The sequence below is a fragment of the Chryseobacterium sp. Mn2064 genome (assembly GCF_049319685.1).
In the GTDB taxonomy this organism is placed as follows: Bacteria; Bacteroidota; Bacteroidia; order Flavobacteriales; family Weeksellaceae; genus Chryseobacterium.
In genome coordinates this window covers 170,582-185,375 of sequence record NZ_JBMOUE010000007.1, presented here as the reverse complement: position 1 = coordinate 185,375, position 14,794 = coordinate 170,582, and the positions used below count along the sequence as shown (strand labels likewise).

11 protein-coding genes are annotated in these 14,794 nt (G+C 35.8%); 7 read left to right on the top strand and 4 right to left on the bottom strand.

Annotation, left to right across the window (positions count from 1 at the left end; translation table 11 throughout):
- Positions 1–168: 168 nt before the first annotated feature.
- Both surE and ACL9RH_RS21640 read left to right on the top strand, forming a co-directional pair.
- Positions 169–939 (top strand): 5'/3'-nucleotidase SurE, encoded by a 771-nt coding sequence (gene surE, locus ACL9RH_RS21645; protein ID WP_422695412.1) that lies wholly within the window; start codon positions 169–171, stop codon positions 937–939.
- 272 nt (positions 940–1,211) lie between these two features.
- Positions 1,212–2,252 (top strand): GMP reductase, encoded by a 1,041-nt coding sequence (locus tag ACL9RH_RS21640; protein ID WP_422695411.1) that lies wholly within the window; start codon positions 1,212–1,214, stop codon positions 2,250–2,252.
- A gap of 35 nt (positions 2,253–2,287) precedes the next feature.
- On the opposite strand, the gene fabG is transcribed toward ACL9RH_RS21640, so the two are convergent.
- From fabG to ACL9RH_RS21620, 4 genes are all read right to left on the bottom strand, one after another.
- A complete protein-coding gene (gene fabG / locus ACL9RH_RS21635) occupies positions 2,288–3,031 on the bottom strand; it encodes a 3-oxoacyl-[acyl-carrier-protein] reductase (protein ID WP_422695410.1) in 744 nt (247 codons plus the stop codon).
- 172 nt (positions 3,032–3,203) lie between these two features.
- Positions 3,204–4,715, bottom strand: coding sequence for a WG repeat-containing protein (locus tag ACL9RH_RS21630; RefSeq protein WP_422695409.1), 1,512 nt, complete (start codon positions 4,713–4,715; stop codon positions 3,204–3,206).
- A gap of 6 nt (positions 4,716–4,721) precedes the next feature.
- A complete protein-coding gene (rsmI, locus tag ACL9RH_RS21625) occupies positions 4,722–5,396 on the bottom strand; it encodes a 16S rRNA (cytidine(1402)-2'-O)-methyltransferase (RefSeq protein ID WP_422695408.1) in 675 nt (224 codons plus the stop codon).
- Positions 5,397–5,398: 2 nt separating this feature from the next.
- A complete protein-coding gene (locus ACL9RH_RS21620; protein WP_422695407.1) occupies positions 5,399–6,820 on the bottom strand; it encodes a hypothetical protein in 1,422 nt (473 codons plus the stop codon).
- Between the two features lie 106 nt (positions 6,821–6,926).
- Here ACL9RH_RS21620 and ACL9RH_RS21615 point away from each other — a divergent pair, with 106 nt between their 5' ends.
- From ACL9RH_RS21615 to mnmG, 5 genes are all read left to right on the top strand, one after another.
- Complete coding sequence (locus tag ACL9RH_RS21615; RefSeq protein ID WP_103288737.1) at positions 6,927–7,514, top strand: thymidine kinase; 588 nt, start codon at positions 6,927–6,929, stop codon at positions 7,512–7,514.
- 194 nt (positions 7,515–7,708) lie between these two features.
- On the top strand, positions 7,709–10,156 hold the full coding sequence (locus ACL9RH_RS21610; protein ID WP_422695406.1) for a bifunctional UDP-N-acetylmuramoyl-tripeptide:D-alanyl-D-alanine ligase/alanine racemase: 2,448 nt from the start codon (positions 7,709–7,711) through the stop codon (positions 10,154–10,156).
- Between the two features lie 2 nt (positions 10,157–10,158).
- Positions 10,159–12,318 carry a patatin-like phospholipase family protein gene (locus ACL9RH_RS21605; RefSeq protein ID WP_422695405.1) on the top strand — a complete coding sequence of 720 codons (2,160 nt, stop codon included), beginning with the start codon at positions 10,159–10,161 and terminating at the stop codon, positions 12,316–12,318.
- Between the two features lie 4 nt (positions 12,319–12,322).
- The gene (ybeY, locus tag ACL9RH_RS21600; protein WP_422695404.1) at positions 12,323–12,742 is read left to right on the top strand and encodes an rRNA maturation RNase YbeY; all 420 of its coding nucleotides are present in this window, start codon (positions 12,323–12,325) and stop codon (positions 12,740–12,742) included.
- A 147-nt stretch (positions 12,743–12,889) separates the two neighbouring features.
- Positions 12,890–14,752, top strand: coding sequence for a tRNA uridine-5-carboxymethylaminomethyl(34) synthesis enzyme MnmG (gene mnmG, locus ACL9RH_RS21595; RefSeq protein ID WP_422695403.1), 1,863 nt, complete (start codon positions 12,890–12,892; stop codon positions 14,750–14,752).
- Positions 14,753–14,794: the final 42 nt, after the last annotated feature.

Sequence of the window (14,794 nt, the reverse complement as noted above, 5' to 3'; positions counted from 1 at the left end):
ATTCTGGTATCCCTTCTTTTCAATCTTTCAGTAAATCAGTTAATTAATATATCTGATATTTTATTGCATTCTATTTTTGACTACATTTGATGGGTTGAAAAGTATTTTGTTCAAATCAAATCATGAACAAAAGATACTCTATTTGTATTAAAAAATTAAAGATAATATATGGAAAGACCACTTATTCTGGTTACTAATGATGACGGAATTACAGCCCCTGGGATCAGAAATCTTATCAGTTTTATGAACGAAATCGGAGAAGTAGTGGTAGTAGCACCCAACTCTCCCCAAAGTGGAAAGGGTCACGCAATTACTATCAATTCTACCTTAAGCTATGAAGAAGTTACGATGGATGGGCCGCAGACCGATTTTTCTTGTAGCGGAACTCCTGTAGACTGTGTAAAAATGGCACTTGATAAAATCCTAACTAGAAGACCGGATATTGTGGTTTCAGGGATTAATCATGGGGCTAACTCTTCTATTAATGTAATCTACTCCGGAACCATGTCTGCTGCTGTAGAAGCAGGTGTGGAAGGAATTCCTGCTATTGGATTCTCTTTACTGGATTTCAGCTGGGAGGCAGATTTTACTCAGGCAAAGGAATTTATTCAGAGTATTGTAAGAAAAACGTTGGAGAACCCAATGCCGAAAGGTGTTGTATTGAACGTTAATATTCCAAAACTTCCTGCTGAAGAAATAAAAGGAGTGAAAGTATGCAAACAGGCCAATGCCAAGTGGGAAGAAAGCTTTGATGAAAGAATCAATCCACACGGAAAAAAATACTATTGGCTAACGGGTTATTTCAACAATATGGATGAATCTGAAGATGCTGATGAAACGGCATTGGCAAACGGCTATATTTCTATTGTCCCTGTAAAGTTCGATCTTACCGCTTATGAGTATATGAAAACGCTGGAAGAAGTAATGAACTTCAACTAATATAAAGAAGTAAGAAAACTTACTTTTTATCATTCTTTATTTCCTTTGTCTGTCACTTGTCAGCTCACAAAAGTATGAGAAAACCATGTGGCCGGACAAAGGAAATAATTGTTTTAAAAGATGTAGATAAATACCTTCAGCAGAAATTTTTTTTTGAATAAAATACCTCTGCCGACCATTACTATTTTCCATATATCGCTGGAAAAACTCTTGTTTAAAAAGTCATCCTTCCAAGATTATTCACTACCTTTATTCTGACAAATAATTACAAAATGCGTATAGAATATGATATAAAACTTGGGTTCAAGGATGTAATGTTCCGCCCAAAACGTTCTACTCTCAAATCCCGTTCGGAGGTAGATCTCGAAAGAGAATTTACTTTCAGACATACTCAAAAAAAATGGAAAGGAGTTCCCGTTATAGCAGCCAATATGGACACCGTGGGTACTTTTGAAATGGCGATAGAATTAGCCAAAGAAAAGATCATTACGGCCATTCACAAACATTATACCCCGAATGAGTGGGATCAGTTCCTGCAAAGTCAGCCAGAAAGTATTCATCAATATATTGCTTTAAGTACAGGAACCGGAAAAGCTGACGAGGAAAAGATAAAGCATATCCTTGAAAAGCATCCGAAAATTGAGTTTCTCTGTATAGATGTAGCCAATGGTTATTCTGAGCATTTTGTTGATTTTGTGAAGAGAGCAAGGACCAATTTTCCAGACAAAATTATTATCGCAGGCAATGTGGTAACTGGAGAAATGGTGGAAGAACTTCTTTTGGTGGGAGCAGATATCATTAAAGTAGGAATAGGCCCAGGTTCTGTTTGTACCACAAGAGTAAAAACAGGGGTCGGTTACCCTCAGCTTTCCGCTATTATTGAATGTTCAGATGCCGCTCATGGACTGGGAGGCCATATTATTGCAGACGGAGGATGTAAGGTTCCCGGAGATGTTGCTAAAGCATTTGGCGGAGGCGCAGATTTCGTTATGCTGGGAGGAATGTTTGCCGGTCATGATGAAAGCGGAGGAGAAATGATTGAAGAAAATGGCAAAAAATTCCGTCTTTTTTATGGAATGAGCTCCAAAACAGCCATGGATAAACATTCTGGCGGAGTTGCAGAATATCGTGCTTCAGAAGGAAAAACAGTGAAAGTAGCTTATAAAGGTCCGGTTTCGGAAACGGTAAAGGACATTTTAGGAGGAGTACGCTCTACCTGCACGTATGTAGGCGCTTCAAAATTGAAAGAACTTTCGAAAAGAACTACTTTTATCAGGGTTCAGGAACAGGAAAACCAGGTTTTTAAAGAATAATAAAAAGGCTGCAAAATTTGCAGCCTTTTATATTTTTAAGTTAACATTCCTCCATCAACGTTTAACGTCTGTCCGGTAATGTAAGCTGACATTTCACTTCCTAAGAATACACATGCATTGGCAATATCTTCAGGCTGCCCTCCTCTTTTCATTGGAATCTCTTCTCTCCATCCCTGAACTGTTTTTTCATCCAGAACAGCAGTCATTTCAGTTTCAATGAATCCTGGAGCAATAGCGTTACATCTGATGTTTCTTGAACCTAATTCTAATGCAACAGATTTCGTAAATCCAATAACACCAGCCTTAGATGCTGCGTAGTTCGCCTGCCCTGCATTTCCTTTTACTCCAACTACTGAAGTCATATTGATGATAGATCCTGCTCTTGCCTTCATCATTGGTTTGATCACCGCTTTTGTAAGGTTGAAAACTGAATCTAAGTTTACTTTGATTACTTTGTCCCAATCATCTTTGGACATTCTCAGTAGCAGATTATCTTTTGTAATACCTGCGTTGTTTACCAAAATATCAATCTGCCCAAATTCTGCCATTACTTCTTCCACCAACTTCTGAGCTGCATCATAGTCGGATGCGTCAGACTGATATCCTTTGATTTGGGTTACAGAACTTAAAGCTGCTTCTAATTCTTTAGCTTTGTCTACAGAGCCGGCGTAGGTAAATGCTACTTTTGCTCCCTGTTGAGCAAACATTTCAGCGATCCCCTTTCCGATTCCTCTTGTAGCTCCGGTAATTAGTGCTACTTTTCCTTCTAATATTCTCATATCTATTGACAATTATTTTCTTTATAACTCATTCAGCTCGTGACAGCTGACTCATTCAGTATTTAAAATTCCTTTCTGGAATTAAACGGTTTGCAAAGATATTATAAATTGTTATTCAACGCATTGAAATGAAATAAAATCCTGTATTTTTTATGAATTTTATAGCTTTTTATTAAAGTTCTCCACCTTCATTTCTAAATCTGGTGAAATAAATAAGGTCTGTTCTCTTATCTTTAGTAACTTTTAAAACTTCTTTCATCCACAAAAATTTATCATAAATGATATCCGTTAAAGGTTCATTCTGGAAATTTAAAACACCATATTTACCCTCTTTTTTCACAACAAATTCATTCTCAAAGTTTTCAAATGCTATGATATCTTCATATACAAAGGGAACAATTTCCGTTCCTTTTCCGTCTACAACTCCATAAAAATTGTTTGCATTTCTACATACAAGCGGCTTTGAATATTCGTTAAGGAAATTAAAATATTCAATATTCTGACGCTTCAAAAAGCTTATTCCTTTGATTTCCAAAAAATTCCTGTTGGTTACAGAAAATGTATAATATTGGTCTTTCTTGCGGATAATCAGGCTTTCAGGATAGAAACCGACCACCTGATCGCCATCATTCAAAATGTTCTTCAGATCCTTATCAAGCAGTTTTTCTTCTTCTCCGTTTTTAAGGTAGATAAAATCATTTCCGGAAATGGTAAAGTTTCGGACCACATCATATTCCTGAGGAATAACCATATTTCCCTGAAGATCTACAATTCCTGTCTTCTTCGACTTTTCATTATAAACACTGAAAAAAGGATTAAATAAAGGACTTAAATACTTAAAATTTTCAGGATACAGCTGATGGTCCTTTTTGCAAAAAACAGTTATTTTATTGTTTTTACTGAGATAAATATATTCTTTCTTGCCAAAGTATTCGGGAGTGATTTCCTTATAAATTTCTTCAGCAATACTATTTTCCTGTGTATCAATAAGACCAAATTTTCCAGTTGCAGCATTTCTGGTAATCAGATAAGGATAAGCATAAATGTCTGAAACCTGCTTTGAAAAAGTGTGGAGCGTTTTTCCGTTCTGATCAATGATCTCACTCTGATTATTTTCGTTAATAATAAGAGCTTTTCCATCTTCAAAACTGTAATCATCTTTAAACTCGCGGTCGCTGAGCTGTTTTCCGTTAAAGTCATAAAGAAACCATTTTTTATCTCTTAAAACAAAAAATCTATTCTTCCCCGAAAACCGGATTTTATCTGAAAAAGGAATAATTTCTTTCCCATTGAAGTCATAAACCGCTTCTTTGCCTTGTTTTGAAGAAATAATTCTTTCTTTACTCCACCAGGGTGTATTAAAATCCTGATCATCCAAAGGAATTAATGGATTCCCTTTTTCATCAATAATCATTGATTTTCTACTTCCGCCCTCTTCCGAATACAGGATAAATCTCTTTTTAAAAACATGCAAAATACTGCCTTTATAAGGAGATTCAAAAGTAATAGCTCCCAGAGAATCTACAATTCCCTGTTTTTTGGAAACAGGATCAAGAGCAATACCATATCCTTCGGAATAAGAACTCACCTCCTTCCCTGTCTTTTTAGAAAGGATCACTTTCATATATTGGTTCGTCTGTGCCGTACAGACTACTGAACACAATACAAAAATTAATTTTTTCAAGGAAAATTAAATAGAATTGTTGACTATAAGAACGATCTCACCTTTTAAGGTTTTCGTTTTGGAAAACTCTATCAATTCAGTAATGGTACCGCGTTTGGTTTCCTCAAATTTTTTGGAAATTTCACGGCTTAAACTGGCTTTGGTTTCTTCTCCAAAGAATTCTTTGATCTGTTCTAAAGTAGTATTGATTTTATGCGGGCTTTCATAAAGAACAATCGTCTTTTTCTCTTCCGCAAGCTGCTTAAGCTTGGTTTGTCTTCCTTTTTTCTGAGGGAGAAATCCTGCGAATAAAAACTCATTATTAGGAAGTCCTGAAACAACCAAAGCAGGAATGAGCGCTGTAGCTCCGGGAAGGCAGATCATTTCAATATTATTGTCTGCTCCGGCTTTTGCCAATAAATATCCCGGATCCGAAATTCCAGGGGTTCCGGCATCGGTAATAATGGCAATATTCTGCCCGTTTTTAAGGTCTGTCATCACCTTTTCCGTTGCCTGATGTTCATTGTGCAAATGATAGGATTTTAAAGGTTTTGAAATTTCAAAATGCTTTAAAAGTATTCCGGAAGTTCTGGTATCTTCGCACAAAATATAATCAACATCTTTCAGAACCTTCACCGCTCTGAAGGTCATATCTTCCAGGTTCCCGACTGGTGTGGGAACAAAATATAGGATTCCGCTCAAAATTATAAGAATTTATTTTCCACCAATATCCAAAGTCTCTGGGCATATTCGTCCACTTTATTCCACTTTCTGTCGTAGTAAAGATCACTCAGGTATTCTTTAGCTTCTTCCAGTGTTTTAAAATGATTCAGCTGGGCTACCGTATCATTCAGATCGCTCTGGCTTCCCTCAAAAAGCATTTTCGTAAAGGCAAGTCTGTCATTCAAATCCAGTTTGAATTCAGGTTTCAGCTTTTCAGCTTCCATGAAATTGGTCGCCATGTTAGATTTAAGAATGCTTCCTGTGTCTTCCTTCACAACCGGAGCCGGACTTTCTTCTTTCGGAACGGCTATTTCCAAATGATCATCATCAAAAAGGGACTGAACCGCCTTCATTCCTTTGATATTGGCTAATTTTATTTTTTTCTCCTGATGATATTCTTCCAAGTTTTCAAAACTTTCATCGGAAGGGTGTATATCTGTTTCTTCAGGAACAGGTTTGTCTATTTCAACAATTTTTCGTCTGTCATAGACTTCTGCAAGAATTGTTTCCTGCTTGATATCTTCTTCTGAATGGTCATTTTTAATATCATTCAGAATATTTTCTACGTTGGAGGTATCTGTTGCCAATTCACCTTGTTCTATGGAAGCATTTGCAATAAACTGCTCTTCGTTTTCTTCAATAAGAATTTCATCATCAAGCGTTTCTGTATCAAAAATACTTGGAATAATTTCTTTTGGTGAATTTTCTTTTATATCATTTACAGCGGCAAAATCTGTATGATCTTCTGCTTTCTGATGTTCTATTTCATCATCACTGTCTATTTCGTTCAGCTGATTATTGAATAGGGCTTCTTCTTCCGTCACTTCATCATCAAACATACCTTCGGTAACATCTTCATCATCATCCGGGGTAGAATCGGCAAGAATTTTTTCTTCATCTACAAAGCTTAAAACAAGTTCTTCAACCACTGAATGCTCGTTTTCTTCAACTTCATTCAACTGATTATTAAAAATTTCCTCTGATTGATCTGTAGAATCATCAGTCTCCTGAATATTTTCAGCGGCATTTTCTTCTACGAAATTCACCATATTCTCATGAAATTCATTTTCAATAATCTCATTCAGCTGGTTATTGAATGCAGCTTCTTCATCAAGACCATGATTGAAGTTTTCGTTTTTATCAATTTCATTCAACTCATTATTGAAGATCGCTTCTTCCTCTGTAACTTCATTTCCGGAGTCCTGAAAATCTCCATCTCCAGAAGCAAAAGACAGGTGTTGGTTATCCGAATGCTGTACAGAATTTTCTGTGACAAAGTATTCGATATTTTTTTCCAGCAATTTCAAAAAAGAAATCCTGTTAGCAAGCTCATCCACAAGATCTTGCTTGGATAGTAACTCGTCTACGTTATTTATTTTATCCAGATTATCAATGATATTCATGGACTCAAAAAAAATTTTTTCCTTTAAATCTTGGATATTCTGCATAATAAGATTCTTATTAAAATTGCTTACTTTTGATGTTAAAAATATACGGCTAATTTAACAAATGTTTTTAGAAAATACAATTAATCATTCCAAACAAAGCGGTTGGATGGAAGTGATTTGTGGCTCTATGTTTTCGGGTAAAACCGAGGAGTTAATCCGCAGATTGCGACGAGCAGAGATGGCAGGACAGAATGTAGAAATTTTTAAACCGAAACTGGATATCCGGTATTCTGAGGAGGATGTTGTATCTCATAATCAGAATAAAATTCGCAGTACAGCAGTAGAAAATCCGAACGAAATTCTTTTGCTGGCTTCCAATTGTGACGTAGTTGCTATAGATGAAGCTCAGTTTTTTGATGAAAGCATTGTAGATGTTGCCAATCAACTGGCCAACAGCGGTATAAGAGTGGTAATTGCAGGATTGGATATGGACTTTTTAGGGCGTCCGTTTGGGCCAATGCCTAATTTGATGGCTACTGCAGAATATGTTACAAAAGTGCATGCTATTTGTAAGAGAACAGGTAATCTTGCCAACTATTCTATGAGAACTTCCCAAGGTGATAATCTTGTTGAACTTGGTGAAACTGAAAGTTATGAAGCAGTAAGCCGCAGGGTTTTTATTGACGAAGTACTTTTAAAAAGAAAATAAATTGGCCGAAAAGGGCAAAACAATGAAAAACTGAATAAAGCCAACCAGAAAAATATTCATTTAAATAAAATAAAAAGCGGAAAAGTAATTTTGTAAAACCGTGAAGAGGATACATTCATATATATAATAGATGTTTTCCTTTTACCTCTTTTATCTTTTTGCATTTTCGCCACAAAAAAGCAGAAAGGGTACCAATGAACTATACAGTACAACATATTGCAGAGATCACCAATGCACAGATTATTGGAGACGGAAGTTTGATGATCAAAAATATCGCTTACGACAGCAGGATTATTTATTCTACCAAGAATACTGCATTTATTGCGATCAATACGCAGAAAAATTCTGGCGAAAAGTTCATTGAGTCTGCTATTGACAGAGGTATCAGCGTTATTATTTCGGAACATTATGATCCAAAGTTTAAAGATATAACATGGGTTATTGTTGAAAATGCGGTAGATTTTCTCCAGAAATTAGCCAAATATCATTTCGAAAACGCTCATTTACGATCTATTGGAATCACTGGGAGCAATGGTAAAACAATTTTAAAAGAATGGCTTTATCAATGCCTTTGGAATGAATTTCCTACTGTAAAAAGCCCGAAAAGTTTCAATTCTCAGATTGGACTTCCTCTTTCGCTTCTTCAGATCAACAGCACTCATAAGCTGGGAATTTTTGAAGTGGGAATTTCAAAACCTAAAGAGATGGAGAAACTGGAAAATATTTTCCATCCTCAAATTGGGCTCCTTACTCACATTGGAACCGCTCATGCAGCCAACTTCTCTTCCGAGGAAGAACTCGTTGATGAAAAAATTAAACTTTTCAAAGATTCTGAAGTTATCATATATAATGGTGACCATTCTTTGGTTGACGAAAAAATAAAAAAACTCTATTCTGATAAAAAATTAATTTCTTACGGTTTTAAAAAAGAAAATAATGTTTTCATCAACAACAATATTTCCAGAGATGAGAACATCATTGTTGAATATTTTGGTGAAGAAATTAGTTTTCCGGCCCAACAAAGAGACGAAGCGACATTAACCAATGCTATGGCGCTTATCACTGTCCTCAAGGAACTTCACATCGAAAATAAAAAGATCGTCGAAAAAATCAACCTTTTAAAAGCCGTCGAAATGAGGCTTGAATCTATCGAAGGAAGTAAAGGAAATATTATCATCAACGATTCTTTCAATCTTGATCTTGATTCTTTGAAAACTGCTCTTCAGTTTTTGAACGAATACAACAAATCCGGAAAATCTTTAGTTCTTACCGATATTGTTGGAGTCAATGCCAATTCAAAAGAATTGTATGAAGAGGTTTCCGATCTTGTGAATGAACAGCATTTTGATTCTGTTTTCCTGATTGGTGATGAAATTTCAAAGTTTAGTGAATTATTTAAAGCTAAAACATATACTTTCATTGACACTAAAGAACTCATTGAAAGTAAATATCTTTCCGAAATAGAAAATCAGATTATTCTTCTGAAAGGAGCCAGAAAATTTGAAATTGAAAAGTTGAAAGATATTCTTGAACTCAGAAAGCATGATACCGTTTTGGAGGTTAACCTTAATGCTATTCTTCATAACATCAATTATCATAAATCACTGCTGAAACCTGAAACCAAAATGATGGCCATGGTGAAAGCCAATGCATATGGCCTTGGAAGTTATGAAGTTTCTGAATTTCTACAGCACCATCATATAGACTATCTTGGAGTAGCTTATGTAGATGAAGGTGTTGAACTCCGCAAAAAAGGAATCACAACCCCCATAATCGTAATGAATCCTGAACAGCACAGCTATCAGACTATTATTGAATATAATCTTGAGCCCGAAATTTACAGCTTCAGAGTTCTTGAACTATTCTATGAAGCGGTTCAGAAATCAGGATATGATAAAAAATACCCTATTCATATTAAGTTGGAAACGGGAATGCACCGTCTTGGATTTAAAGATTTTGAATTGGATCAGCTCAGCGAAACTTTAAATCAAAAGAATCTTAAAGTACAAAGTCTGTTCAGCCATTTATCTTCTTCAGATATGCCGGATGAAAGAACATTTACTTTAAAGCAGTTTGAAGTATTTGAAAAAAATTCCAGCTACCTTATTGAAAAACTAGGCTACACTCCTATTCGCCATATTCTGAATTCGTCCGGAATTACCAATTATTCGGATCACCAATATGACATGGTAAGAATCGGAATTGGAATGCTTGGGGAATCATCAGATAGTGAAATTCAGAAGCAATTGCAATCTGTTGTAAGCTTCAAAACAGTAATTTCGCAGATATCAATGGTGGAAGACGGAGAATCTGTGGGCTACAGCAGAAGATATAAAGCAGATCATCTCACCAGGATTGCTACCGTTCCCGTAGGTTATGCTGACGGCATACCAAGATTAATTGGAAATCAGGTAGGAAATGTGGGCGTTAACAAAACACTGGCTCCAATAGTAGGAAATATCTGTATGGATATGATGATGATCAACGTGGACAACATCCCTAATGTAAAAGAAGGTGATACAGTAACTGTATTTAATGCATTACCCACTTTAAAAGAATTCGCAGGATACTGCAAAACGATAACCTATGAAGTATTAACATCCATTTCGCCTCGGGTGAAACGGATTTATATAAAAGATTAACTATGAGAAAACTCCTGATTCTTCTTTTCTTATTCCCATTACTAATGATCCATTCTCAGGTGAAAAAAGATCTGGTAATTCCGAAAAATCCCAAAATAGGACTGTCGCTTGCCGGTGGTGGTGCCAAAGGTTTTTCACATGTCGGAGTACTTAAGGTATTAGATTCATTAGGGGTAAAAGTAGATTATATTGCAGGAACAAGTATGGGCGCCATTGTAGGCGGGCTGTACGCATCGGGTTATTCCGGAAAAGAAATAGAAAAAATTGTCATGGATACTGATTTCTATTCTCTTATTATGGATCCAAAATCCAGACAGGAAGCCACCTTTTTCAATAAATCTGTAGACAAATATCTTTTATCCATTCCGCTGAAAAACGGGAAAATTAACCTGCCCTCTTCTATCAGTACAGGACAGAGAAATGTTTATCTTCTCAAGGAACTTTTCAAAAATGTCTCCAATATTGAGGATTTTTCTAAACTTCCAATTCCCTTTTTTTGTGTGGCCACCAACCTTGAAAGTGGAAATATGCAGATTTTTGAAAAAGGAGATCTTGTACAATCGATCATGGCCAGCTCAGCATTCCCATCATTAATGGATCCAGTAAAGATTGGCGACAGTATTTATATTGATGGAGCAATGACAGTAAATTATCCCTCAAAACCTTTAAAGGATAAAGGAATCGATATCGTTATTGGTGTTGATCTGAATCAGGATCTTTCAAAAAGAGAAGATTTAAATAATATTATATCAATCCTGAACCAGGTTATTGATTTTGGAATTAAAAAAGATACCCGAAAACAGTATAAATACACAGATATCAACATCAAGCCGGATCTGAAAGGAATGTCTGCTACAAGCTATGATGACAAAAAGAAAATCCTAGACAGCGGCTATGTTGAAGGGCTAAAATATTCCCAAATACTGGATCAATTACCAAAACGCCCTTTTGACCGTCTCAGACAGCGTATAAATCCCATATATTCCAACGTATATAAGATAGACAGTATTTCTATTGAAGGAAGTAAAATCTACGGAAAAAACTATACTTTAGGGAAAATGGGACTGCGTCTCCCCTCTTTACAAACCTATGGCAGCATCAATAAAATGGTAGACAGATTGGTAGCAACCAACAACTATCGTTTTATCAATTATGATATCGTTCAGGAAAACGATGCGAACTATTTAAAGCTTTACGTTACTGAAGATGATGCAAGACATTTTGTAAAATTCGGGCTTCATTATGATGAAGTTTTCAAAACAGGATTGCTTCTTAATTATTCCGCAAAAAGGCTGTTATTTAAAAATTCGAATCTTTCTCTGGATGTTGTCGTTGGAGACAGATTAAGATATTATCTGAACTATTTTATCGATAACGGTTATATTCCAGGCTTCGGTATTTATTCTTCAGGAATGAGTTTTGATATAAAAAATGTAGATAATTATGTTGTAGACCGTTGGGAATGGGTAAGAAATGAAGCGTATATACAATCTATATGGAAGGATAAATTTGCCATTGGAGGTGGTATAAGCCACGACTATTTTAAAGCGGAAAACAGCAATGGAGACAACCGACGCTATAGCCGTTTTCTAAACCCTTACATCTTTATCAAAACCGATACACAGGATGATAAGGAGTTTCCTACTAAAGGCATCTATTTTGCTGCGGAAGGAAAGGTTATAGATCTTTTAAAATCTGAAGTTGATAAAAGAATCATTCAGATTAAAGCAGATCTTAGACTCAATATTCCTCTTGGAAAACAATTCAGTTACCGTCTGAATTTATTCGGAGGGGTAACACTGGGAGAAAATCTACCAGCCTATTATCAATATAGATTAGGTGGTATTTTTGAACAGAATCTGATAAATTTTAAAAGCTTCGGAGGATTTTATTTCGCCCAGCTTTACACCAATAATGTGATATTAGCATCCAATGATATTCAATTTAGGTTTAATAAAAACTATTTTGTCAGTGGAAATTTTAGCTTTGCTAACCTATCAAATGACATAAAATTTGAAGATGCAGTTAAAGTAAATTATAGTTCGTTGGGAATTACGGCAGGTTACAAATCTCCTTTTGGGCAGATAAAAGTAAACTTTAGCCACTCCCTAAAAAACAATCAAAAAGGTATATTCAGTGTTATTTTAGGACACTGGTTTTAAAAAAATGATACAGTTCTTTTACGAAAATTTACCGGAGTCGGTAAGTACAGATTACAAAAAATGGCTGGAAGATCTTATTCTTTCAGAAGGAAAAAAACTAGGAGAAATCAATTACATTTTCTGTGATGATGAGTACCTGCTTAAGATCAATCAGGATTATTTACAGCATGATTATTATACAGATATTATCACTTTCGATTATGTAAAAGGCAAGACAATAAGCGCTGAGATTTTCGTATCTTTGCAGCGCATTTCAGACAACGCCTCTACCCTTTCCCGAGATTATGAAGAAGAATTAAGAAGGGTTTTAGCCCACGGAATTTTACACCTTGCAGGCTATAAAGACAAGACGGAAGAGGAAGAAAAAGAGATGCGAAGAATGGAAGATTTGTACCTAAACAAGTATAAAGATTTTAAGTTTTAAAATTGAACAATCACTTAAAGTCCGATATGTAAAGTGCTCTTTTATAGCAACAATATTAGTTTACTTACAGTGCATTCTTCAAAAATGTTTCACGTGAAACATTGGTTATAAAGATAAGGTTTAAAGCTTAAAACAAGCGAGATAAAAATGATTTCAGAAATATATGATGTGATCGTAGTAGGTGCCGGACATGCGGGTTGCGAAGCAGCAGCAGCAGCAGCCAACCTGGGTTCAAAAACACTACTCGTTACAATGAATATGCAGACCATCGGACAGATGAGTTGCAACCCCGCAATGGGTGGAATCGCAAAAGGACAGATCGTAAGAGAGATTGATGCAATGGGTGGATATTCCGGAATTGTGGCAGACAAATCTGCTATCCAATTCAAAATGCTGAATCTTTCAAAAGGTCCTGCCATGTGGTCCCCAAGAACCCAAAATGACAGAATGCTTTTTGCCGAAGAATGGCGACTTGCATTAGAGAATACTCCCAATCTTGATTTCTTTCAGGATATGGTAAAACAACTGATTGTAGAAAACAATAAAGTAACAGGAGTTGTTACTTCTTTAGGAATTCAAATCAAAGCTAAATCTGTAGTTTTAACAAACGGAACTTTCCTTAACGGATTAATTCACGTTGGAGACAAACAACTCGGAGGAGGAAGAATGGGTGAACCAAGAGCATTCGGAATTACGGAACAATTGGTAAGCTTAGGATTCGAAGCTGGAAGAATGAAAACAGGAACTCCACCAAGAGTTGACGGAAGAAGTTTAGACTATTCCAAAATGGAAGAACAGAAGGGAGATGAAAATCCACAAAAATTCAGCTACCTTGATACTCCTAAATTAACCAAACAATTAAGTTGTCATATTGTATATACTAACGAAACAGTTCATGATATCTTAAGAGAAGGTTTTGATAGAAGTCCAATGTTTAATGGAACCATCCAAAGTTTAGGTCCAAGATACTGTCCAAGTATTGAAGATAAGATCAACCGTTTTGCAGAAAGAAACAGACACCAACTTTTCGTAGAACCTGAAGGTTGGAAAACTGTTGAGATCTATGTAAACGGATTCAGCTCTTCTCTTCCGGAGGATGTACAGATCAAAGCCATGAAACATATTCCAGGATTTGAAAATGTAAAAGTTTTCCGTCCAGGTTATGCTATAGAATATGATTACTTCCCTCCTACCCAATTGAAACATACTTTAGAAACAAAATTGATTGACAATTTATATTTCGCGGGACAGATCAACGGAACTACAGGTTATGAAGAAGCAGCAGGTCAAGGATTAATTGCAGGAATCAATGCCCACAATAAAGTTCATGAAAAAGGTGAATTTATTCTGAATAGAGATGAAGCTTATATTGGAGTACTGATCGACGACCTTATTACCAAGGGAACAGAAGAACCTTACAGAATGTTTACTTCACGTGCGGAATACAGACTTCTGCTAAGACAGGACAATGCAGATATAAGATTAACAGAGAAAGCATTCCAACTTGGATTAGCAAAAGAAGACCGATTAAGAAGAGTTGAAGCCAAAATATCTGAAAGTCAATCGCTTGAAGAATTTCTTCGAGAAACTTCTTTAAAACCAGGAATTATCAACCCAATTCTTGAATCTATAGAGAGTAGCCCGGTAGATCAGGCTTACAGAGCTGCGCAGATTCTTACCAGACCTAATATGACATTAGAAAAACTGGATGAGATAGATTTCATTAAAGAAGCTTCCTCTCAATACAATGAAGAAGTAAGAGAGCAGGCTGAAATCAATATCAAATACAGAGGCTATATTGAAAAGGAAAAAGAGAATGTTGCTAAACTTAACCGTTTAGAAAACATTAAAATTCCTGAAGATTTCGATTACACAAAGCTTTCAAGCCTTTCTGCAGAAGCAAAACAGAAGATGTCTAATGTACGTCCGAAAACTATCGCACAGGCAGGAAGAATAAGTGGGGTTTCTCCAGCAGATATAAACGTTTTATTGGTTTACTTAGGACGTTAAAAAAAATGTTTCACGTGAAACATTAAAAACAACAAAATAAAA

What these genes read in the sequence shown, in the direction of transcription:
- surE (WP_422695412.1), top strand. Translation starts at nt 169, where the DNA reads ATGGAAAGACCACTTATTCTGGTTACTAATGATGACGGAATTACAGCC.
- ACL9RH_RS21640 (WP_422695411.1), top strand. Translation starts at nt 1,212, where the DNA reads ATGCGTATAGAATATGATATAAAACTTGGGTTCAAGGATGTAATGTTC.
- fabG (WP_422695410.1), bottom strand. Translation starts at nt 3,031, where the DNA reads ATGAGAATATTAGAAGGAAAAGTAGCACTAATTACCGGAGCTACAAGA.
- ACL9RH_RS21620 (WP_422695407.1), bottom strand. Translation starts at nt 6,820, where the DNA reads ATGAATATCATTGATAATCTGGATAAAATAAATAACGTAGACGAGTTA.
- ACL9RH_RS21615 (WP_103288737.1), top strand. Translation starts at nt 6,927, where the DNA reads ATGTTTTTAGAAAATACAATTAATCATTCCAAACAAAGCGGTTGGATG.
- ACL9RH_RS21610 (WP_422695406.1), top strand. Translation starts at nt 7,709, where the DNA reads ATGAACTATACAGTACAACATATTGCAGAGATCACCAATGCACAGATT.
- ACL9RH_RS21605 (WP_422695405.1), top strand. Translation starts at nt 10,159, where the DNA reads ATGAGAAAACTCCTGATTCTTCTTTTCTTATTCCCATTACTAATGATC.
- ybeY (WP_422695404.1), top strand. Translation starts at nt 12,323, where the DNA reads ATGATACAGTTCTTTTACGAAAATTTACCGGAGTCGGTAAGTACAGAT.
- mnmG (WP_422695403.1), top strand. Translation starts at nt 12,890, where the DNA reads ATGATTTCAGAAATATATGATGTGATCGTAGTAGGTGCCGGACATGCG.